Annotated in this window: 23 protein-coding genes and 1 tRNA gene; 12 read left to right on the forward strand and 12 right to left on the reverse strand. The window is 63.1% G+C overall.

All coding sequences use genetic code 11. From position 1 onward, the window contains the following. Window positions 1–54: 54 nt before the first annotated feature. Window positions 55–330, reverse strand: a complete 276-nt coding sequence (locus LG661_RS06375) for a hypothetical protein (RefSeq protein ID WP_230531041.1) — start codon at window positions 328–330, stop codon at window positions 55–57. 371 nt (window positions 331–701) lie between these two features. On the opposite strand from LG661_RS06375, the gene LG661_RS06380 reads away from it, so the two are divergent. Both LG661_RS06380 and LG661_RS06385 read left to right on the forward strand, forming a co-directional pair. Beyond that, the gene (locus LG661_RS06380; RefSeq protein ID WP_230531042.1) at window positions 702–881 is read left to right on the forward strand and encodes a hypothetical protein; all 180 of its coding nucleotides are present in this window, start codon (window positions 702–704) and stop codon (window positions 879–881) included. A gap of 426 nt (window positions 882–1,307) precedes the next feature. Further along, window positions 1,308–1,481 carry a hypothetical protein gene (locus tag LG661_RS06385; protein WP_230531043.1) on the forward strand — a complete coding sequence of 58 codons (174 nt, stop codon included), beginning with the start codon at window positions 1,308–1,310 and terminating at the stop codon, window positions 1,479–1,481. Between the two features lie 15 nt (window positions 1,482–1,496). Here the strand turns inward: LG661_RS06385 and LG661_RS06390 are convergent, their stop codons facing one another. From LG661_RS06390 to LG661_RS06400, 3 genes are all read right to left on the reverse strand, one after another. Continuing rightward, window positions 1,497–1,778, reverse strand: coding sequence for a hypothetical protein (locus tag LG661_RS06390; protein WP_230531044.1), 282 nt, complete (start codon window positions 1,776–1,778; stop codon window positions 1,497–1,499). A 259-nt stretch (window positions 1,779–2,037) separates the two neighbouring features. Then, window positions 2,038–2,967: an IS1595 family transposase gene (locus LG661_RS06395; RefSeq protein ID WP_230531045.1), complete on the reverse strand. Its 930-nt coding sequence runs from the start codon at window positions 2,965–2,967 to the stop codon at window positions 2,038–2,040. Between the two features lie 119 nt (window positions 2,968–3,086). Beyond that, window positions 3,087–3,563, reverse strand: a complete 477-nt coding sequence (locus LG661_RS06400; protein ID WP_230531046.1) for an Lrp/AsnC family transcriptional regulator — start codon at window positions 3,561–3,563, stop codon at window positions 3,087–3,089. Window positions 3,564–3,680: 117 nt separating this feature from the next. Here LG661_RS06400 and phhA point away from each other — a divergent pair, with 117 nt between their 5' ends. From phhA to LG661_RS06430, 7 genes are all read left to right on the forward strand, one after another. Next, window positions 3,681–4,538 carry a phenylalanine 4-monooxygenase gene (gene phhA / locus LG661_RS06405; protein ID WP_230531047.1) on the forward strand — a complete coding sequence of 286 codons (858 nt, stop codon included), beginning with the start codon at window positions 3,681–3,683 and terminating at the stop codon, window positions 4,536–4,538. Window positions 4,539–4,640: 102 nt separating this feature from the next. Beyond that, a tRNA-Lys gene (locus tag LG661_RS06410) sits at window positions 4,641–4,716 on the forward strand. A gap of 331 nt (window positions 4,717–5,047) precedes the next feature. Beyond that, entirely contained in the window at window positions 5,048–5,602 is a 555-nt protein-coding gene (locus LG661_RS25045; protein WP_268995435.1) for a calcium-binding protein, read from the forward strand. A 233-nt stretch (window positions 5,603–5,835) separates the two neighbouring features. Further along, entirely contained in the window at window positions 5,836–6,204 is a 369-nt protein-coding gene (locus tag LG661_RS25050) for an acyltransferase family protein (protein WP_268995436.1), read from the forward strand. Continuing rightward, window positions 6,204–6,902, forward strand: coding sequence for an acyltransferase family protein (locus LG661_RS06420; protein ID WP_268995437.1), 699 nt, complete (start codon window positions 6,204–6,206; stop codon window positions 6,900–6,902). The genes LG661_RS25050 and LG661_RS06420 overlap by 1 nt, the downstream gene beginning before the upstream one ends. 234 nt (window positions 6,903–7,136) lie before the next feature. After that, window positions 7,137–8,150, forward strand: a complete 1,014-nt coding sequence (locus tag LG661_RS06425; RefSeq protein WP_230531048.1) for a LysR family transcriptional regulator — start codon at window positions 7,137–7,139, stop codon at window positions 8,148–8,150. A 15-nt stretch (window positions 8,151–8,165) separates the two neighbouring features. Continuing rightward, on the forward strand, window positions 8,166–8,429 hold the full coding sequence (locus LG661_RS06430) for a hypothetical protein (RefSeq protein WP_230531049.1): 264 nt from the start codon (window positions 8,166–8,168) through the stop codon (window positions 8,427–8,429). On the opposite strand, the gene LG661_RS06435 is transcribed toward LG661_RS06430, so the two are convergent. Next, complete coding sequence (locus LG661_RS06435) at window positions 8,387–8,968, reverse strand: GNAT family N-acetyltransferase (RefSeq protein WP_230531050.1); 582 nt, start codon at window positions 8,966–8,968, stop codon at window positions 8,387–8,389. The two genes, LG661_RS06430 and LG661_RS06435, sit on opposite strands and share 43 nt — an antisense overlap. 348 nt (window positions 8,969–9,316) lie before the next feature. On the opposite strand from LG661_RS06435, the gene LG661_RS06440 reads away from it, so the two are divergent. Both LG661_RS06440 and LG661_RS06445 read left to right on the forward strand, forming a co-directional pair. Continuing rightward, window positions 9,317–9,715 carry a helix-turn-helix domain-containing protein gene (locus tag LG661_RS06440; RefSeq protein ID WP_230531051.1) on the forward strand — a complete coding sequence of 133 codons (399 nt, stop codon included), beginning with the start codon at window positions 9,317–9,319 and terminating at the stop codon, window positions 9,713–9,715. Window positions 9,716–9,899: 184 nt separating this feature from the next. Continuing rightward, complete coding sequence (locus LG661_RS06445; RefSeq protein ID WP_230531052.1) at window positions 9,900–10,574, forward strand: nitroreductase family protein; 675 nt, start codon at window positions 9,900–9,902, stop codon at window positions 10,572–10,574. Between the two features lie 14 nt (window positions 10,575–10,588). Here LG661_RS06445 and LG661_RS06450 read toward each other — a convergent pair whose 3' ends face one another. After that, window positions 10,589–11,173: a peroxidase-related enzyme gene (locus LG661_RS06450; protein WP_230531053.1), complete on the reverse strand. Its 585-nt coding sequence runs from the start codon at window positions 11,171–11,173 to the stop codon at window positions 10,589–10,591. Between the two features lie 134 nt (window positions 11,174–11,307). Between LG661_RS06450 and LG661_RS06455 the strand changes: the two genes are divergently transcribed. Beyond that, on the forward strand, window positions 11,308–12,108 hold the full coding sequence (locus tag LG661_RS06455; protein WP_230531054.1) for an enoyl-CoA hydratase: 801 nt from the start codon (window positions 11,308–11,310) through the stop codon (window positions 12,106–12,108). A gap of 12 nt (window positions 12,109–12,120) precedes the next feature. Here the strand turns inward: LG661_RS06455 and LG661_RS06460 are convergent, their stop codons facing one another. From LG661_RS06460 to LG661_RS06485, 6 genes are all read right to left on the reverse strand, one after another. After that, complete coding sequence (locus LG661_RS06460) at window positions 12,121–13,752, reverse strand: acyl-CoA synthetase (RefSeq protein WP_230531055.1); 1,632 nt, start codon at window positions 13,750–13,752, stop codon at window positions 12,121–12,123. Window positions 13,753–13,852: 100 nt separating this feature from the next. Continuing rightward, complete coding sequence (locus LG661_RS06465) at window positions 13,853–14,353, reverse strand: hypothetical protein (RefSeq protein WP_230531056.1); 501 nt, start codon at window positions 14,351–14,353, stop codon at window positions 13,853–13,855. A 62-nt stretch (window positions 14,354–14,415) separates the two neighbouring features. Then, the gene (locus LG661_RS06470) at window positions 14,416–15,615 is read right to left on the reverse strand and encodes a gluzincin family metallopeptidase (protein WP_230531057.1); all 1,200 of its coding nucleotides are present in this window, start codon (window positions 15,613–15,615) and stop codon (window positions 14,416–14,418) included. A gap of 93 nt (window positions 15,616–15,708) precedes the next feature. Then, window positions 15,709–16,473 carry a TfuA-like protein gene (locus LG661_RS06475; protein ID WP_230531058.1) on the reverse strand — a complete coding sequence of 255 codons (765 nt, stop codon included), beginning with the start codon at window positions 16,471–16,473 and terminating at the stop codon, window positions 15,709–15,711. A 1-nt stretch (window position 16,474) separates the two neighbouring features. Beyond that, window positions 16,475–17,686, reverse strand: coding sequence for a YcaO-like family protein (locus LG661_RS06480; RefSeq protein WP_230531059.1), 1,212 nt, complete (start codon window positions 17,684–17,686; stop codon window positions 16,475–16,477). Beyond that, the gene (locus LG661_RS06485; RefSeq protein WP_230531060.1) at window positions 17,683–20,745 is read right to left on the reverse strand and encodes an ATP-binding protein; all 3,063 of its coding nucleotides are present in this window, start codon (window positions 20,743–20,745) and stop codon (window positions 17,683–17,685) included. Before LG661_RS06485 ends, LG661_RS06480 begins: the two co-directional genes overlap by 4 nt. Between the last annotated feature and the right edge of the window lie 184 nt (window positions 20,746–20,929).

The following is a 20,929-nucleotide window of genomic DNA, read 5'->3' on the forward strand; positions in this document are numbered from 1 at the left end:
TTTTGCAGGGGTGCGGATGGCTCCGCCATGATCGAGATGGCGGCAGGAGTTCGTTCAGTCTTCCGCGTCGTCTTCCTCGTCCGGTCCGGAGAGGAGGCTGTCGCGCCGCGCTTTCCAGAACTCCCGGTATTCGTGCATCTGCTCGTGGACGCCTTTCGTGAATTCGAGCCGCTGCTCAAGATAGCAGGGCGGCCCGTAACCGCCCTTGCACCGGCCCGCCCGGCAGGCGCGCCTGCGGCAGGTGAGCGGGATCTGCAGCACATCGGCCAAGCGCCGCAGGGTGTCGTCGCAATCGGGCAGATGGGGGAGGGGGCGGATGCTGTGCTTCATGGTTTCGTCTCGGCAATGAATGGGGAAGAACGAATGGATATAAAAAAGGCATGGGGGATCGGGCCCAGGGCCGACAGGCCCTGAGCCGGAGAAGGTCGAGGGGTCGCGCGAGAGGCGTTCCGGCTCGATTGTTTGTAGTGAAAGCAAGAGCCGGTTGGCCTCTCGCGCACGGCTTTCTTAGGCGGTCCATCACCCTTTACGGATGCGACTGACCTCCCTTCGGGAAAAGGTGCGTTGCCCTCTCCCGCAGGACCGTGCCGGGCTCCACGTTAGCGACGCCTCGCGAGCGCGCCCCTCGGTGAGCCACAACGCCTCATCATATAGCCGAGCTTGGGATTGTTGCGGGATTATATACTTGACGTAGCAGGGCAATGTCTGATTCAAAGGACCGCGACAGGCCGGACTCTATCGAAGTTACCCCCGCGATGATTGACGCGGGGGTTTCTGTTTTGGAAGCTTTTGAGGGGGAGGTGACCAAACCGACTCTGGCAGAGATGGTTTATCAGGCGATGGAAAGGTCCCGCCTGCTCTCTGTGAGCGAACGTAAATGAACGTCCGTTCCAGATAGGCCCTAAGAGCATCAATCTCCTCTGCCACTCGGCGGATATCTTGTAGCGAATCGGCAATGGGCTGGGACTCCATTTTAGGCCCCTTGACCCGAATGAGTTTCAGCCCGTCACCGCCTCCTGCCATCGCGCCGCTGGCATGAACAAACTGGTTCCTGTTGATCCTATTCCGCTCGTAGAGTTTCGCCGCATATTGTAGAGTGTCGGTTGTGCCCGCGCTCAGGTTCTTAGCTCGTGCTATGTCCAGGATCTTGGTCCATAGCGTGATGTCGCCCAAGTCGTGGCATAGGCAATCTGCGACCGGATCGGGTACGTCCACCACCATACTGAAGACGGCCCTGGACCAGTACTCGCATATGTTCCAGCGAAACGTGACCACGCCGAGGGCGTGGAGCTTTGCGGGGGAGAGTGATGAGTGATCCTCAATCCAAGGATCGTCAGACCAGTCAGGCAAACGAAGCCTCCGATGATGAGCGGCGAGACGAAGTGTTGAAGCGGATGCTCAGCACCAAGCCGCAGCCGCATAAGGCAAAACAGGACAAGGGCGGGAAATCAAAGCCCGAAAGGGAAAAGCCCGGCTCATGAGCCGGGCTTCATTATTTACGCCTCGAAGGCAGTTTTGAACTGCGCATCATCTACCAGGAGCTTTGTCCATGCAGACCGGTCGGTCTTTACCACCAGCAACAGGTCTTCCCGGTCCAAAATCTGCGCAATGTAGTTCCGAAGCTGAATCTCAGTTCCAGGGAACTTTACAAACCATACGGTCTCAAGCACTCGCCCTCGTAAGGAGCTTGGACCAAGAGCTTCAAGATGCTTGTCCATCTCCGCGTGCGTTGGGCGAGGGCTATCCAGATCGTAGGTAACTATGTAGTTGTTTGCCATATCGGCTTCTCCATAAGATATGCGAGAGCCGACTTGACCTGAACGCGTTTTGGGGTAGTTATACCCCTGTTACCTACAGGTTTTGCCCGCGTCGGCCCCCATGGCTTGCGGGACGAAACCTTCAAAGCCGACGGGTTGTGGCGACCCGGCGGCTTTTCGTGTTCCGCATCAACGGCGGAACATATTCTGATTCGGGACTCGGAGTCCAGAACGGTTAAGTTGGCGTTTACGCCAGCGCAGGAAGCGCTTCGCCTGACGTTTAAAGTCGGGCTTCGTCAACCCGCCGATAGGTCAGGCGCTTGCCGTCAGCGCCCTTGAGGATGCGGTCGGCGCGTTCACTATCGCCTACGCCAAGGGCAATGCGGTTGTTGTAGCGGAAGTTGAACTCCGCAAGGTAGCGGTGCAGGTGCTTCTCGGCGCAATGCTGATAGACGCCCTTCATGCCGCGCTTGAAGGTGCCGAAGAAGCCCTCAACCGTGTTGGTGTGAACGTCGCCGCGAACGTACTCCTTGCGGGAGTGGTTCACGACTTCATGGGTGAAGTGCTGGCCGAGCGGCTTGTACCAGCGGCCCTCGTCGCTGAACACGGTGGCTCCGGGCGCAACGTTGGCGCGGATGATCGGAATGAGTTCGCCCGCCGTGGTGCCCTCAACGTGGAAGAGACGGGCCGAGCCGCCGCGCTCCACCAGAGCAAACACGGTGTTCTTGTAGGTCGTGGTGCCGCCACGGCGCTTCTTGGGCTGGCCCTCAAGGCGACCGATGAAGGTCTCATCCACTTCGACCGTGCCGCCACCGCTGCCGAGAGGCGGGGTCTCGGTGGGCTCCATGGCGAGGCGGATGCGGTGGGCCATGAACCAAGCGGTCTTGTAGGTGACGCCCAGCATACGATGGAGTTGGTGGGCTGAGATGCCCTTCTTGCTCGACGCTATCAGGTGCGTGGCCAGAACCCACTTGTTGAGGGCGATCTTGGAGTCCTCGAAGACGGTGCCGACCGTGACCGAGAACGGCTTGCGGCACTCGTTGCACTGATACACGCCGGGGCGGAGGCTCTTGCCCTCCATCTTCTTGATGCGGGCCTGATCGACGTTGCCACAGTGAGGGCAGACCGGACCGTTGGGCCAATGCAGGGCCTCAAGGTGCTCGCGAGCCTTGTTGGGGTCTGTGTAGATGGGGTTGGTGAGATCGACCATGGACATTGCTCAAACCGTTATGAAGCAAGGTATCTGATGACTTTTACTACGTCAAGTATATAATCCCGGATTGTTGTCAAGAACAAAATATGAACATTTGGCCGCCTTCAGCCGCGCTCCTAGTCGTGCTCCGGCACCGGGATGGGGGTCAAAGGCTTGATCGCCGACAGCACGAAGCTGGAGCGGACGTCCGCCACGCCCGGCAGGGTGAGCAGGCGGTTCATGGTGAACTCGCCGAAGCTGTCGAGATCCCGCGCGACCGCATGGACGATGAGGTCCACCTCGCCCGCCAGCGCATGGCAGGCGATCACCTCGTCATAGCCTTTCAGGCGATCAACAAGGCGCGTGCGCCAGCCGGGCTCCGACTGCTCCAGCTTGATGAACACGAAGGCTTCCACCTCGAAGCCGAGCGCCTTGCGGTTCACCACCGCGCGGTAGCCCTCGATCACCCCGTCCTCCTCCAGGGCCTTGAGACGCCGCAGGCACGGCGAGGCGGCCAGGCCCACCTTCTCGGCCAGGGCCGCATTGGTGATGCGCCCGTCGCCCTGCAGGACGCGCAGGATCCGCCGGTCGGATGGGGAGAGGGGACGTCTCATGGATGCTCCTGGGTGTCATGTCATTTTATGACCCGTCCGGCCGGTTTCCAGGTGGGATCGGGCGAACAATCACCTGGGCCGGGTGTTATTCTGTCAGCATAACGACGGAGGAACGCCATGAACTCAGCCACCGGCAGCGACGACCCGCGCGACTATCTCCTCGACCAGGGCTACGAGAACTACACCGAGACCGACCACGCCACCTGGAACACCCTGGCCAGGCGCCAGCGGGACATCCTCAAGGGCCGCATCGCCGACCAGTTTCTGGACGGCCTCGACCGTCTCGGCATCGGCGAGGAGGGCATCCCCGACTTCCGCGCCATGAACCAGCGCCTCAGGGCCGCGATCGGCTGGGAGGTGGTGGCGGTGCCCGGCCTCATTCCCGATCTCGCCTTCTTCAGGCTTCTCGCCGACCGCAAGTTTCCGGCGGGCTTCTGGATCAGGAAGCCGGAGCAGATCGACTATATCGAGGAGCCGGACATCTTCCACGACGTGTTCGGCCACGTGCCGCTGATCATGCAGCCGATCTATGCCGATTACCTGGAGGCCTACGGCAAGGCCGGCCTCGTCGCCGCCGAGCACGGGGCGCTCAAGCGGCTGGCGCGGCTCTACTGGTACACGGTGGAGTTCGGCCTCGCCCAGACGCCCCAGGGCCTTCGCATCGTCGGTGCGGGCATCGCCTCGTCCCCCGGCGAAACGGTGTTCTCGCTCGAGAGCCCGTCCTCGAACCGGATCGGCTTCGACCTCGCCCGGGTGATGCGTACGCTCTACCGGATCGACGACTACCAGGAGACCTATTTCGTCCTCGACGGCGTGGAGGCCTGGCCGAGCCTCGACCTCGACCGCCTGATCCCGCTCTGGAAGGAACTGGAGGCCCAGGAGGACATCCAGCCGGGCGAGATCCAGTCCGAAGATCGCGTGCTCACGAATGGCGACGGCAGCTATCACCGGGACAAGGCGAAGTCGGCCGCATAATCGCCGAAAAACCTCTCTGAATGGGGTAGACAGAGGCCGTGCCGTTTGTTACACGCACGGCCTCTTCAGCGGACACCGCGCCGCTGAATGCGCTTCGGCGACGGGTGTGTAGCTCAGTTGGTAGAGCAGCTGACTCTTAATCAGCGGGTCCAAGGTTCGAATCCTTGCACACCCACCAATCAAGTCAAAGCTGTGCTTCGGCAGGGACTTCTGGCAGCCTGCCAGCAGGCCCTCTCTCTGACCGATATCGTTGCCTTCGCGCCCGTCGCGCCGCGATTGATAACGCTCAATCCCTACGGCCTAGGGTTTAAGAGCCAGCCGAGCCCCACAGTCTGAAGACCCCATCTTGCCTGGGTTTCCTTAGAGGCACTCCGTGTGCGCGTGCACACGGTGACGCCGCGTCTTGCATCATAACTTACGTAATTTTTCGTTATAACGATTCGATGTTTGCGTGAGCGGGCGATTCGTTGAGAGCTTGTGCTGACTGTAACCTATGGGAGGCAATGAATATGGCGACTATATATGCAGGCCTGGGCGACACGTATGGAACGTCGAAAAACGACAGCATATACGGAAGCCATCTTAGAGACTACATCGATGGAGGCCGCGGGAACGATTGGATCCAAGGAAATCGCGGCAACGACAGGGTTTACGGCTGGACTGGCAATGACACGATTTGGGGCGGGAGCGGGGACGACATCATTGGTGGCGACGGTGGACGCGACGTCCTGACCGGTCATGGCGGTGATGATCTCTTCGAATTCGAGAAAAAGCCATCAAGGAGCAATGTCGATAAGATTATGGACTTCAACGTCAAAGACGACATGTTCGCTCTGGATACCGGGGTCTTCAAGGGTGTGAAGGCAGGGGGCACCGAAATGAAATCTGGAGCCTTCTGGGTTGGAGCGCAGGCCCATGATTCCGATGATCGGATCATCTACAACAAAGATACCGGTGCTGTGTACTACGTTCCCGATGGAACGGGTTCAAGATCAGCCATCCAGTTCGCAACGATCAGCGAGAACCTGAAGCTGACGTACAGAGACTTCTACATGTTCAGTTGATGGGATGAAAAGGCGGAACTGAGGTTCTCTCAGTTCCGACCAAGCGGTCTCCCTGGCTCTCGTCGCGGCCTTCGTCTTCCAGCCGTCGAGGAACACATCCCGTTCCTGCTTGAATTTCTCCGGAACGGCCCGTGCTTCGCATCTCACCCGCAGCCTTCAGCCCGGCGGAAGGTGTGGCAGAAAGATCGCTGCCATCGGGTGCAAAGTATCGTACATGCCAAGGGGGCGTGGCGATGCAGAGCGGCCAGCAGAGATTTCAGGCCATTGAGGGCGCGCGTTCGCTGCTGGCCCTGTGGGTCATGTTCGGACACCTGCTGCAGCAGGCAGGACTGTCGAAGCAGGTCGTCTGGCCTCTCAGCGTGATCGCCGGGCCCGACGACGCCGTCCGCGTCTTCATCATCATCAGCGGCTTCGTCATCACGCATCTCGTGATCACGTCCAATGAGAGTTACGGGACCTATATCGTCCGGCGCTGGCTGCGGCTTTTCCCGCTGATGGCGTCCTGCATCGGCGTCGTCGTCCTGTTCTCTTACGGCGTCTCGCCGAAGTTCTTCATCTTCGACAAGAGCTATATCTGGGAATATCTGGGGCCTATTCCGTGATGGCCCACGGGGCGATCCCTCACGAGTGGCTGCCGAGGGCGTCGAAGGCGCTTCTGTCGCCCGCCTGGAGCGTGTCCCTGGAGTGGCAGTTCTATCTCATCGCCCCGTTCCTGATAAAAGCCCTTGCGAAGGGGCGTCTGGAACTGTTCCTGCCGCTCTTCGCTGCCAGCGCTCTCATCGCAGGCAGCCGCATCACCCTGGCAGGGGAGGTCTATTCCTTCCCGGGAGGCTCGTTCCTGCCGCTCTCCATGGTGTATTTCCTCGTCGGGATCGGCAGCTACTTCGCCTTGGAGCATGCCCGCAAACTGCCGCAGGTCGGGCTCGCCGCCCTTCTGATCGGAGCGGCGGCGGTCGTCGTGCTGACCGGCTCCTACGTGGCAGCCGCCTGGCTGCTGATCTATGCGGCCCTCTGCACCTGTCCCGGCATGAACCAGGCGCTGACCGTTCACCCTCTCGTCTTCCTGGGCAAGATCTCCTTCAGCATCTACCTGGTCCACATGATCGTGCTGGTGCTGGTGCAGTACGGGATCGTGCACCGGCAGTTCGAGTTCAGGACGTGGCCCTATTTCATCGCGCTCGCATTGCTGACCGTTCCGTCCACGATCGCCCTGTCCTGCCTGACCTACCGGTGGATCGAGGAGCCCTTCATTCGCCTCGGCAAGATGGGATGGGCCTACCGGGCCAGGGCGGCGGCCTGAGCCTCAAGGCCGCAGCCGCGGCCCGCCTGCCGGCTGTCTTTCAGAAAGGGGCGCGGGCTTTCGTCATGGCCAGGGCTTTGTCCGTCCCGGCCCCGCTTCGACCGGAGCGTGAAGCTTTTGCCCCCTCCTGCTCAAGGTCTTTGGCAAAAAACCGGCATTTCCCAGGATTGCGGGGATCCTTCTGGTTGTATAGCTTTATTCCTACCAGAAACTCCGCCCTCCGGCAGAGGACAGATGAAGCCGTTCGATCCTGATCAACGAAACCTCATTCGCTCTCCTCTCGATAGCGAAAACATCCTGAGCGGCCAGTTCTGGGGGGAGCTGCGGGTTTTTCTTGCCGTGGCCAAGGCCAAGTCCTTCAACCGGGCGGCCGAGATCCTGAACACCAGCCAGCCCACCGTGAGCCGACAGGTCAAGCGGCTTCAGGACCTGATGGGCTCGCAGCTTTTCGTGCCGACCAAGCACGGCGTCAAGCTGACGCAGAAGGGGCAGGCCCTGGCGCAGGCGCTCACGGCCCTCGACCACTCGCTCTTTGCTCTCACGAACGACCTGAAGGCGGAGAGCAAGAAGGCGGAAGGGATCGTGCGGGTCAGCATCACGGACGGCCTGAACACCTTCTTCGTCGCGCCCGCCGTCTCGACCTTCGCCGTGGACCATCCGAAGATCCAGCTGCACCTGAAGAGCCCCTCGAACCTGGTCAGCCTGCGGGACAACCAGACCGACATGATGATCGGCTTCGCTCCGGCGGAGGCCGCCGACATCACGGTGAGGAAGCTGGGCTGTCTGCACTTCATCCCCATCGTCGCGAAATCCTACATCCGGCAGCACGGGATTCCGAACCGGCTGAATCTCTCGCAGCACCTTTTCTTGCAATCCGAGTTCTACACGGCCAAGACGGGCCTGTGGGATTCCTGGAGCCGCATCGTCGCCCAGGGTCAGGTCGCCCATTACTGCGACAACTCCATGGCCTATGGCATGCTCGTCAAGGCCGGGCTCGGGGTCGGCCTGCTCGGCAGCTACACGATCCTCGAGCCCAATGCGGTCCCGCTCGAACTCGACGTCAAGATTTCCGTGCCGCTCTATGCGCTCGCGCTCACGGAGCGGCTCAACGCGCGCCCTGTGAGCCTAGTCTTCGACTGGCTTTGCGAAATGTTCGGCCCGGCGAACCCCTGGTTCAATCCCAAGATGCGCCTCGACCCGCCGCAGAGCAGGTTCGATACCGGCATCAAGCTGCTCTTCAACCTGTGAAAGGCGCCGCTGGAGATGGTGCCGACTGATGCTCTCCGACAGGTCGAGATAGGTTCTCCCCACATCCTCGAAGAGCTCGGCCAGTTCGGCCGGCACTCCATCGCTGTCGAAGAGAAGCTTCTGGAACATGGCCATGTGGAGGCTGACGACCTGCTGGAGATAGGCCTGGAGGTAGTCCGAGACGACTTCCCCGTCCGGTCGCTCCAGGTCCTCGGCCTCGTCGGCAAAGCCTTTTCTCATGCGCCCGCCGCCTCGAATTCGGAGTGGGTGTCCCAATGACCTTCGATGCGGAACAGAATGGCGGCGTCGGAATCCTGGGTGATCGCGTTCGCGGGCGGGGTCAATTCCTTGACGAGCTCGATATAGGGCTCCTCGTGCCCGTCGAAATGGAGCGGCTCCTTGCCGGCAGCCGGCTTGAAGCCCAGCATTCTCTGCCACAGGCGGGCGTATTTGGGCTGGGCGTGGGTGATGACGCGGTCATAGCCCTTGCGGGCGATGTGCTCGAAGATGAACTCGGCACAGCGCTTGATGACGCGGGGATCCCGCCAGGCCTGGCGGAAGCTCGTGCGCTCCATCTTCGCGAAATCCTTGAACCAGCGGATCCGCGCCGTGCCGATGGGCTCATCTCCCGCATAAACGATGATGTGGGTGGCCTGATAATCGTTGCCGTCATAGGTCTGGCGCGCGGAAACCCCGTGCTCCTCCATGAAGCAGATCGCCCGGATCGCATGGGCGTGCAGAAGCTGCTCGGGGGTCGTGACCACCTCGACACGGATGAGGTTGTCGTGGCGTTCAACGTTGAAGGTCGGTTTGTTCATGAACTTGAGCCCCTTGAACTGCCTGGTCGATCCTCGCCTAAGGAACACGGCTGCTGCGGAGGCTGAAGGGGTCAAGATGTTGGGCCGTTCTACATCTGTGTTGAACAAGGGGGGTGTATGATCCAGCGTATTAGTCATGGGCCGGAGAGCTTGGCTGAGCTATGCCAAGAAGCAGTGGAACGCTTTGGCGATGATTGGGGGCGCATCCAGGCTTACGTAGCCGAGCGCATCGCTCTCATGCCGAGAGATGATCAGCAGAGGTTGGCGGAGGATATCGACCGCCTTCTGGGCTTTCGCGCCCCGTCTCGTCCGAGCGCCCTGCATTGAGGTCGTGCTGGACGAGGGCCCATGAAGAAGTCGCCGAGCGATATTGACCGTCACATCGGAAACCGCATCCGGACGAGGCGCATAGCCATCGGGATGAGCCAGGAAAAGCTTGGCGAGGCTCTGGGTCTCACCTTCCAGCAGGTTCAGAAATACGAAAAAGGCATGAACCGCGTCGGGGCCGGCCGGCTCGTGGAGGTTGGATGGGCGCTGGGTGTGCCCGTGCAGTACTTCTTCGAAGGGGTGACTGAGCAGTCCGGGAGCAAAGGCAACGTCGAGAGCGCTTTCGGGAGGGTGACCAGCACCGCCGAGGGAACCCGCCTGATCGAAGCCTTCGCCACCCTCGACGACATCCAGATCCAGCGCCGCATCGTCGATCTCGTGGAAATGGTTCTGGACATCAAGAAGGCCAAGGCCTGCTGAGGGCAGGATCGGGCATTCACGTGAAGCTTCCTCGCATCGCGGCTCCGGGACACGGGGCCGCTCGATGCCGCGCCCATGTGCGGCTGCCGCCCTGCGGCCGCGGAACGGCTTTCCCGCCGGCGCTTGCACCCAACGCAGCGGAAATGCTCTAACTGGAGGCGTCGCTGAACCGCCGGAGCCATACATGACAGGTCCCGTCCTGGAGAGCCTGAGCGCCTATCGCTCCTATCCGCCTGAGGAGATGATCGCCCGCGCCAAAGCCTTTTATGAGGACATCCGGCGGCGGCGCACCGTGCGGGACTTTTCGGACAAACCCGTTCCGCGGGAGACGGTCGAGTACGCGCTGCTGGCCGCCGGAACCGCGCCCTCGGGAGCCAATCTCCAGCCCTGGCATTTCGCCGTCATCGTGGACCCGGACGCGAAGCACCGGATCCGCGAGGAGGCGGAGGTCGAGGAGCGGGAGTTCTACAACGGGCGCGCGCCCCAGGAATGGCTCGATGCCCTGGCGCCCCTCGGCACCGATGCGAGCAAGCCCTTTCTCGAAACCGCGCCGGTCCTGATCGCGATCTTCGGTCAGCGCTCTAGCGAGGGGCCCGGCGGGAAGAAGGTCAAGAACTACTACGTGCCGGAATCGGTGGGGATCGCGACCGGCTTCCTGATCGCCGCGCTCCACGAGGCGGGCCTCGTCACGCTCACCCATACCCCGAGCCCCATGGGCTTCCTGAACGAGATCTGCCGCCGGCCCGAGACCGAGAAGCCCTACATCCTCCTCGTCGCCGGCTACCCGGCGGAGGATTGCAAGGTGCCCGTCCATGGCGGGATCAAGAAGCCCCTGGAGGCGATTGCCTCCTGGATCTGAGGGGCGGGGACGGCTTACGCTGCGGGTACACTCCGGCCCAGCATGTAGAACTCGTCGTTCGGCCGCAGGCTGGTGACGTTGGCGAGGCGGTTCGACATGGCGAAGAAGGCCGCGACGGCCGCGATGTCCCAGACATCCTCCTCGTCGAAACCGTGGGGTTTGAGGGCCGCAACATCGGCATCGCCGACGGCATGGGCTTCCAGGGCCACCTTCAGGGCGAAGTCCAGCATGGCCTTCTGCCGCGGCGTGATGTCCGCCTTGTGGTAGTTGATGGCGACCTGATCCGCGATCAGCGGGTTCTTGGCCCGGATGCGCAGGATCGCTCCGTGTGCGACGACGCAGTACTGGCACTGGTTGGCGCTGCTCGTGGCGACCACGATCATCTCGCGTTCGGCCTTGGTCAGGTTGCCGGGCTTGTCCATCAGGGCGTCGTGATAGGCGAAGAAGGCGCGGAACTCGTCCGGCCTGCGGGCGAGCACCAGGAAAATGTTGGGGATGAAGCCCGACTTTTCCTGGACGGCCAGGATGCGCTCCCGGATGTCCCCCGGCATCTCGGCGAGATCCGGAACGGGAAAGCGGCTGACGGGGTGCTGGCTCATGGTGTGCTCCTGGCCTCCGGTGAGACGAACGTGCCTCAGGATCGGCTGTCGCTCGGGCCGACGCAAGAGAATTGGACCACCAGGCTTGGACCACCCGCGCGATGTCCTCTACACTCGCCGCGAGGAGATTGCCGATGAGCCTGCCAGCCACTTCAGCCAACGAGAGCATCCTGCTGCGGGAGGATCGGGACGGGGTCGCCACCCTGACCCTCAACCGCCCCGCCCAGTTCAACGCCCTGTCGGAGGAGATGCTGACGGCGCTGCAGACGGCCTTGGACGACATTGGCGCGGACGAGAGCGTGCGCTGCGTGGTTCTGGCGGGGGCGGGCAAGGCCTTCTGCGCAGGACACGATCTCAAGCAGATGCGCGCCAATCCCCGGCAGGATTATTACGAGTCTCTCTTCGCGCAATGCAGCCGGGTGATGCTGAGCATCGTCAACCTGCCCGTGCCGGTCATCGTGCGGGTGCACGGCATGGCGACGGCCGCGGGCTGCCAGCTCGTCGCCACCTGCGACCTCGCGGTTGCCGCCGAGAGCGCCACCTTCGCCGTCTCCGGCATCAATGTCGGGCTGTTCTGTTCGACGCCCGCCGTCGCGCTCTCCCGCAACGTATCGGCGAAGCAGGCCTTCGACATGCTGGTGACGGGGCGCTTCATTCCGGCGGCGGAGGCTTTGTCCTATGGTCTCCTGAACCGGGTGGCGCCGGATGCCGGACTCGACGAGGCCGTGGCGGCGCTTGCCGCGGACATCTGCGCCAAGAGCCCCGTCGCGATCCGCACCGGAAAGGCCATGTTCGCACGGCAGCGCTCCATGGGCCTGGAGGAGGCCTATGCCTATGCGGGCAGCGTCATGGCCTGCAACATGATGGCGGAGGATGCGGGCGAGGGCATCGACGCCTTCGTCGGCAAGCGCAAGCCGGTCTGGAAGGGCCGCTGAGGCTCGGCTCTCTTACCGCGCGGCGCGGGCCATCTCCCTCAACCGGAATTTCTGGATCTTGCCGGTGGAGGTCTTGGGCAGCTCCGTGAAGACGACGGTGCGCGGGCATTTGAACGAGGCGAGGTGCTGCTTGCACCAGGCGATGAGATCCTCTGCGGAGACATCCGCTTCAGGCTTCAGCTCCACGAAGGCGCAGGGCGTTTCCCCCCATTTCTCGTCGGGCTTTGCCACCACCGCCGCCGCCTGGACGGCCGGGTGCTTGTAGAGGGCATCCTCTACCTCGATGGAGGAGATGTTCTCTCCGCCGGAGATGATGATGTCTTTCGAGCGGTCCTTCAGCTGGATGTAGCCGTCCGGGTACTTGACGCCGAGATCGCCGGAATGGAACCAGCCGCCCTCGAAGGCCTTCGCCGTGGCGCTCGGATTCTTAAGGTAGCCTTTCATCACCACGTTGCCACGGAACATGACCTCGCCGAGCGTGGTCCCGTCCGCGGGCGCCGGCTGCATGGTTTCCGGGTCGAGCACGTCGAGGGCTTCCAGCACCGGATAGCGCACGCCCTGGCGGGCCTTTTTCGCGGCATATCCGGAAGCATCCAGATCGTTCCACTCCTCGTGCCATTCGTTGACGACCGCCGGGCCGTAGACCTCGGTCAGCCCGTAGAGATGGGTCACGTCGAAGCCCGCCTGCTTCATGGCGGCGAGAACGGCTTCCGGCGGCGGGGCGGCGGCGGTGAAGAAGCGGACAATGTGGGGCAGGGGACGCTTCTCGCCTGCCGGTGCATTGAGGAGCGTCGACATGACGATGGGCGCGCCGCACAGATGCGTCACGCCGTGGTCGGCGATGGCGTCGTACATGGGCTTTGCCCGCACGGCGTGCAGGCACACATGGGTGCCGGCCACGATGGAGAGCGACCAGGGAAAGCACCAGCCGTTGCAGTGGAACATGGGCAGCGTCCACAGGTACACCGGGTGCTGGCCCATGCCGCCGGTGACGATGTTGCCCATGGCGAGCAGATAGGCTCCGCGATGATGGTACACGACACCCTTCGGGTCGCCCGTGGTGCCGGAGGTGTAGTTCAGCGAAATGGCGTCCCACTCGTCCCGGGGCAGGCTCCAGGCGAAGTCGGGATCGCCCTCGGCCAGGAAATCCTCGTATTCCATCGTGCCCAGGCGCTCGCCTGCGCCTGCGAATTCCGGATCGTCGTAGTCGATGACGAGCGGCTTGACCTTCGCCAGTTCCAAGGCCGCCTTCACGACGGCCGAATATTCCCTGTCCGTGATCAGCACCTTGGCCTCGCAATGGTCGAGGGAGAAGGCGATGATCTTGGCGTCGAGGCGGGTATTGAGGGTGTTGAGCACCGCTCCGGCCATGGGCACGCCGTAGTGGCATTCGAGCATGGCGGGCGTGTTGGGCAGCACCACCGAGACCGTATCGCCGCGCCCGATGCCGCGCCCGGCGAGCGCCGAGGCGAGACGGCGCGAGCGGGCATAGAACTCGCGGTAGCTGCGCCTCGTCGCGCCATGGATAATGGCGGTGCGGTCCGGATGAACGCTCGCGGCCCGCTCCAGGAAGGCGAGGGGCGTCAGCGGCTGATGGTTCGCCGGGTTCTTATCGAGGTCCCTGTCGTAAGCGGTCGTGGTCATGCCGGCCCTCCCGTGTTTTGCCAGATATTGTCCGAGACCATCGGAACTGGCTACCCTACGAAGGGAGAGCGGCGGCGAACCCGGCAGCTTCCGGAGCGGGTCAGGAGCCGGACCCTGTCAGCCGCCCTCCGCGGTGCGCCAGCATCATGTGCGAGGAATAGGTGTTCGGCGGCCGCTGGCCGGGCATATTGGCTTCCAGCAGCACCTTCCTTAAGGAATCCGTCTGGGGCGCCAGTTCGAGCACATCCGCATCAGGACGGACCCGCCACATCTTGTAGTCCGCCGAGATGCCAAAGCCGCATCCTTCAGCTCGCGCGCCTGGAGCAGCGCCTCCATCGTCCGTGTCGAAGACCAGAATCTTCGGCCGGTCGAAGCGGTAGCAATGTCCTTCATAGGCATATCCATAGGCTGCGACGATCTCATACTGGCTTCCCGCCGGGTCCGAGGCTGAGCGCAGCGATATGATCCAGTCCTTTCGGACGAGGATTTCAGCGTGTGGGTCATCGTTCGGACCTGTCTTCAGATCGACCCCATAGATGATGACTTCATCGGGAGCGAACCTTCTGCCGCCCGGTGCCGGAGCGAGATCGAATTCTGACATGACGTGTCACCTCTCTTCACGAGAACGACTGCTGGCGTGCCGGCCTTTTTCGCGGGCCGGAATCATCCGAAGCCCCGCCAGGCGAAGTTGGCCGCGATCAGATCGGCATAGGCGCGGTCCGGTCCGGACCGGGCGGCGAGGACGAGGGCCTCCCTGGCGTCGCCGAAGCTGAGGCCGTCCGCCTCCAGGAAACGCCAGGATCGGGCAAGGGTGCGTCCCAGGATGTCCCGCGCATCCGCCAGCGCCGCCTTCACGGCGAAATGGCGGAGCGCGTAATCCTCCGCCGTCGTTTGAAGCTGCCGTTCGAGTTCATGCGCGCCCAGTTCCATCCGAAGGTAGGAGAAATCGCGCGGGTCGAGCTCCGTCAGGCCGCGCTCGAACAGGATCACCTGGTAGACCTCGATCAAGGCGTCGAAGAAGGCTCCCGCAAAAGGCCGGGAGCGGTCATGCACTTCACTTCCTACATCCGGCAGACGCAGGGAATGGCTAAGACGCCTGACCTGCCGTTCGTCCGTCAGCTCGGCGAAGCGGTCGAGCTCATTCATGACGAGAAGATTGCCGCGCGTCCGCCGCAGGATCCGGTCGAGGGCCGTATCGAAATGCAAAAGGCCGACGAGCGAGAGGAAGTCGGAGACGGCTTCGTGATAGGCGCCGAAATCCGCCGTCGGAGCGCCGGTGCGGGGCGGTCCGAGGGCGCTGAAGAGCACGAGGTGAGCGACCTCGTGCGCAATCACGTCGAAGTTCAGGGCGAAGGGAAAAGGAATGTCGCTGCTGTCGTCCTCCCCGAGCTCGATGAAGCCGAAGCCCGATTGTGCATTGTTCCAGGGAAAATTCGGGACGATCTCGAGCTTCTCGAAGTTCGAGGTGAAGAACCAGGGGAGGGGACGCCCGGCGTAGTTCTCGCAGATGTCGAGGACCCGGTGCACGCAAGCGAAGGCGTGAGCGGCCATGAAGGCGCGCGACCCCGGCTCGAGATGATCGAAGTGCCCGTCCGGTCCAGGCTCCGCGCGTGGATGGCTCAGGCCGCGATAGGGCGGCAGATAGGGCGATTCATAAGGCGCTTTCGGGAGGATGGGATCCCGGACATAGGCAAGCCGGCTCTCCGGGCCCGGCGCAATCTCGCCCGGAGGGAAGGGCAGCCAGACGGGTTCGGGTCGCTCGTAACCCGGCACGAAGGGCGGTTGAGGATAGACGAGGAAGCGCGTTCCGGAACTGGCCGCCGTTGAACCGGCATCGAGGGACCATGTCGCGGAAGCAGCCATGGGTGCATCGTCCTCAAGCGCATGGGAACGCCATTCCAAACCATGGGATCAAGCCGCGTTTTCAACAAAGGTTCTAAAGGGACAGGGATCACTCTAAAGGATATCGGGACCGTACAATCCGGCCGTATCCAGGTCCGCAGCCCACGCCTCCGTCATGCGAAACGAAAATGTCGGATCGTGGCGCGTTGCGAGCAACGCATCCCGTTCGGATACGATCCGGCGCAGGAGGCCGACGGCGTCGATGCGCTTCTGATCGACAGCATTCGTGCAGATCCAGTCCTTCAGCGGCTCGATCGGCATCCGTTGCTCTTCCGGGAGCAGGATGCAGGCGCGCTGGAAAAGAACCTGATAGGTGCGGTCGACGAAGTGGAGGCTGCGGGCGATCTCGCCGAGCGATTGCCGGAGTTCCTGTGTGATGATGCCCGCCCGCTCGGCTTTCCGGAGGGTGAGACGGATATTGATCAGTGCCTCGCTGAGCGCATGGGACCCCAGTTCCCGCGGCATCATCGCGACGGCGACCTCGTCGTCGTCGGCAAGGGGAGTGACCCTGTACCAACGATAGACAAGGCCATGCCCCTGCATTCCGAAGGGGTGCAGCTCGGCCGCCCGCAAGGCTCCCATGCTGCCTGCTCCGACCACATGGACGCCACGGGCGAGCGCCCACAGGATTTCCTTGTGCCGGATTGCGGGCGCCTGTGCGAATACGCCGTCGATCAGCACGATCACGGCTGCCTGCATCGAAAGAACGGCGCGAACGATATCGCCCTGTTCCGCAGGCGGACAGCAGATCGCATCGAGGCGGAGAATTGCGTTATCGCGCCTGAGGGTTGGGCCGAGAAAGGCGACGACGGTTCCCATCTCACGCCCCCGGGTCCAGGCGCAGGGGCGGCGCAACGAGGCGTACTGCATGGATGTCGTTTTCGGAATCGCTGAACAGAGGAACGACGATGGCCGCTTTCGCCCCTGCCTCGCGCAATGCGTCCGTCACGCGCTTCAGTTTGACTTGATCGGACACTTCCTCTCGCGCATCTGAACGGGGAGCGAGGCGAAGCCGCCGCGGGGACGCAAGCTGCTCCCGCCACGCCGCCAGATGCGCGCGATCGTAGTCCTGGGGATAGTGCGCCCGCGTGATGTCCTCTCTTGCCCCGGATATGGCCGTGCCCCTGGCCTGGCAGGCTTCGAGAACAGCCTTCGTAACAGCGCCCGCATGGGTGAAATCGCATCCGAAGCCCTCGCTCGGCAGAGGGACCAGTTCGCGAGGCGGACCGCGCTCCATCACGTGACACCAGTAGACCGGCAGGCCATGAGCCGCAGGCGTCAGCCACAACGCGCAGAGGAGATCGGCCTGCCGGATCCTGGCGAGAAGCTCCGTGCACCGAGCATCGCTCAGGTTTGAGGTGTCGACCTGGTTCATGTCGAAGAAGTGCGGATCGTGACGGGCCTGTGCGATGGCCTCCCGTTCCAGGATCTCGAGACCTGCCTGAATGATGGCGCGGGCGAGATTTCTACCCGCGCCGAGCCCCGTCGTCGTGCGCGGAAACATCACTGGGTGCGGAGAGGGCAGCGTGTAGATGGTGTCGACAAGAGCAACCGGCACTGGCCTGGTGTCGCCGCTGAACAGGTCCCAGCCCTCGATCCAGGCGATTGGACGGCCGCGCCACTCTCCTGGAGCATCGCCTGTCGTCCAAGGTTCGTAAAGACGGCAGGTATCCTCTCCCCAGGCTTCGGCCGTGCAACTCACCAGCCGGTTTTGCGGAAGGTTCTCTCCCGCCCAGCTCTCGATGGTTTCCATCAGTCCCGATGCGGTCGCCTCGGCGAAGGTCAGGCCCTTGCCCTGACTGACGGCGTTGGACAGCGAGAGCGGCCTTGCCACCTGCACCATGGGAATGCCGATCCGGTCGAGCCTGGTGACTGATCCGATCCGGGTGATGCCGAAATCGCCTCTCCTTGCGATCAGCCGGTGGAGCCAAGAGTCAGAGGCGGCATTGTCTCTCTCGTCCATGCTCCAGGCCGGATGCATCTCCAGCAGTTCCGGAACCGCCGATGCCGCTGGCGCGTGGGTCGCCTTCACGGCTGGTCCTGCAGCCGTTCGGCATCCGCGCGAGCGCGTTCGGCAAGGGCCTTCGCTCCCTGCGTCTCGGCCAGCGCAAGGGCGCGCTCGAGATCCTGCAGCGATGCGCTGCGGTCGGGTTGCGCCTGCTCCCTCACTGAAGCGCGCTGGCGGTAGAGCTCCGGAGCCCAGACGAGATTGCCCGTCGCTTCCGCATCCCGGATGGCCTCATCGAGGACGGACAGAGCGCGTTCGGCTCTTCCGGAGAGAACCAAAAGCTCCGCCCAGAGGCTTCGATAGACGGGCACATCCTCATCCGTCCCGGTGGCCTGCTGGATTTCCAGCCCCTCTTCCAGTTCCTGCAGACCTTCTGCGACCTGTCCCTGAAGAGCGATGCCCCAGCCTCCGAAGATGCGGCTCTTCGCACGGATCTCGGGCCGCTCGTAGGTTTCTCCAAGCTCGCGCAGGCGGCGCGAGAATGCGATGGTTCCGGCGATGTCGCGCTTGTAGCAGCTGAGTAGGTTCGCGATGTCGAGCGCATGGCAGAGGCTGCCGGGATGGTCGATGGCCTCGGCCCATTCGAGCGCCTTCGCCATGCTCTCATCCGCACCGCTGGGATCGCCCGTGAGCCACAGGAGCTGCGCCCGCTCGCCGAGGCCGCAGACATTCGCGTCATGCCCGCCGTACCGGACGCGGCTGACGCGTCCGCGCTCCGGGTCGTAGAGCGTCAACCCTCTTTCGATGCAATCCATGCAGAGACCATGCTGGCCGGCATGGAAATTGGCGGCCCAGGCGCAATGAAGGCTCTGGAGTCTGACCTCGGGATGCTTCGCCCGGTCGAGATCCTCGATCAGGATCCGGGACCGGCTCCTGTTGGTGTCGCCGTCCGGCGCGGTGTACCACCAGCCCCAATAGAGCGGAAACCACTTCTCCCTGTCGTCGATCTCGCGCTGCCGGCAGATCGCAATCGCCTGATCGTAGATCGTCCGCGCTTCGGGAGATCCCTTCCCGAAGGTGGAGATCGCGACCGGGCCCTTGGTGGCGAGAAGCTGGAGCCGGACATCCTCGGTCTCCGCTCCCGGCTCGCAGCGGGATAGATTGTTCTCCGCCATGGCGAGAAGCTGTTCGGCCTCGTGGATGGCAGAGCGCATGGCGCAGTTCTCGGCCGCCCGGACGGCGTAAGAGGCGGCATCAAGGGGCCGCCCCGCCTGCTCGCAATGCCATGCCATGATCTCGTCCGGCGGGGGCGGAGCCACTCCGGCTTCGACGAGTTCGACGATCCTCTTGTGGATCTCGCGGCGGTCTGCCTTCAGAAGGCTCTCATAGGCCGCTTCCTGGAGAAGAATGTGCCGGAAGCGGTATGAGATCTCACTGCCGGCTCCCTGGCGCCTGACGATTCCCGCCTGCACCAGCTCGGTGAGAAACCTGTCGAGGGACATGCCCGAGGCGCTCTCGTCGATGAGATGCGAGAGCAGGCTTGCCTGGAATTCGCGCCCGAGAACGCTGGCGACCTGCGCCACCCGCCGTGCCTCGCCGAGGCCGGCGAGCCTTGCCGAGAGCAGCTCCTGAAGGGAGGCGACATTGCTTTCCTTGAGCGTGCGCCTCCAATCCTTTGCTGTCGATGGCGTGCCCCCGAAGCGCTCCTTGAGCAGGGTGGCGAGTTCCTCCACGAAGAGCGGAACCCCCTCGCTCTTCTCATGGATGAAGTGGGCGAGGCCTTCCGGGAGCGGATTGCTCCAGATCGGTTCCAGCAGATGCGGCGTGTCCTGCGCTTCGAGCCGCGGCAAGGACATCGCCATCACGTTGGGCTCGACCGGAAGGGGCGGGGAAGTGTCCCTCGTCGTCAGGATGGCGAGCACCTTCTCATCCCGGATCCTGGATGTCAGCTCCGCGATGGTGGCCAGGGTCAGGGTGTCGGCCCAGTGAATATCCTCGAGCACAACCAGCTGCGGCTTGCGCCGTGACAGGGCCGTGAGGACCTCGAAGACTGCATCGATTGCCTGTCGTTTCGCGTCATCGGCCGAGAGGTCGGGGAAGGGAATATGCGAGGCGGAATCGCTCCTGCCGCCGGACAGAAATGTCAGCATCGCGATGGTGCTGTCGCTGATCTCTGCGCCGGTCGAGTGCAGGAAGGCGCGTATGTCCTGACCATTGAGGGCGGAAGGTCCCGGCGCATCGTTCCGGATCCTCAGCCTCAGGGCGTCGGTGAAAGGATGCAGCGGGCGATTGTTGCCACGGGGAAGACACTGAAGGATCCACGTCTCGCATCCGGCGCAGGAGACATCGTGACTCAACTCCGCGACCAGACGCGATTTGCCGATTCCTGCCTCACCCGCGATGACGATGACCTGTCCTCGCCCTTCCCGAGCCTCGGCCCATCGTTGCCGGCAGGCTTCGAGTTCATCGATGCGGTCCACGAAGGGCGTCAGTGTCTGATGCGAGGATGAGAACCGGTCCGCCAGCGGGCGCTGCGCGATCAGCCTCCACAGGCGCACGGAGCCCTCGAAGCCTTTCAGGCTTCGCTCGCCGGTGAACTCGTATTCGAAGGCGCCGCGGGTCAGCCGGTAGGTCGCATCCGAGACCAGGACGCTGTTGGGGTCCGCCTCCGCCTGAATGCGCGAGGCGAGAGTCGGGGCGATTCCGATGATCTCCTTCGGTCCCGGAAGGGCCGAGCCGTCCACGTCGGAGACGATGACCATGCCGGTTGCGATCCCGACCCGGACGCGCAGTTCCTCGCCGGGTTCCGCATTCTCGTTGAAGGTGCGGCTCCACTCCACCAGTTCCAGCGCCGAAGCGACGGCGCATTCCGCGGCATCCTCCTGCGAGACCGGCAATCCGAAATAGGCGGATCCGCCGTCGCCCTGGAGGCGGTCGAAATATCCGCCGTTGCTGCTGATCGCGGAGGCTGCGCGGTTGTGAACCTGACGCTGCAGGAGAGCGAAATCCTCCGGGTCGAGTTTCTGGAGAAGATGCGTGGAGCCGACGATATCGTAGAACAGCGCCGTGACCTGGCGACGCTCACCGGCGATGGCTGTCACCGTCCTGAGCGATGATGGTGCTTCACCTGCAGGCTTTACCATCGGCTCCGCTCCCTTAGGCAGGGGGCGGATATGTTAGTCGGGATTCGCCTTGCGCGCGACGCCCTTCATGTCCGGGCTACCGGAGCCATTCGTCTATGTTACAGAGCAGCGCAGGCCCAAGGACGGGTTCGATTGCTGCGGTGAAGGCGACAGCGAAAAGGCGCCGGCCGCTTGGGCCGGCGCC

This window comes from Microvirga roseola, assembly GCF_020866965.1.
GTDB lineage: Bacteria > Pseudomonadota > Alphaproteobacteria > Rhizobiales > Beijerinckiaceae > Microvirga > Microvirga roseola.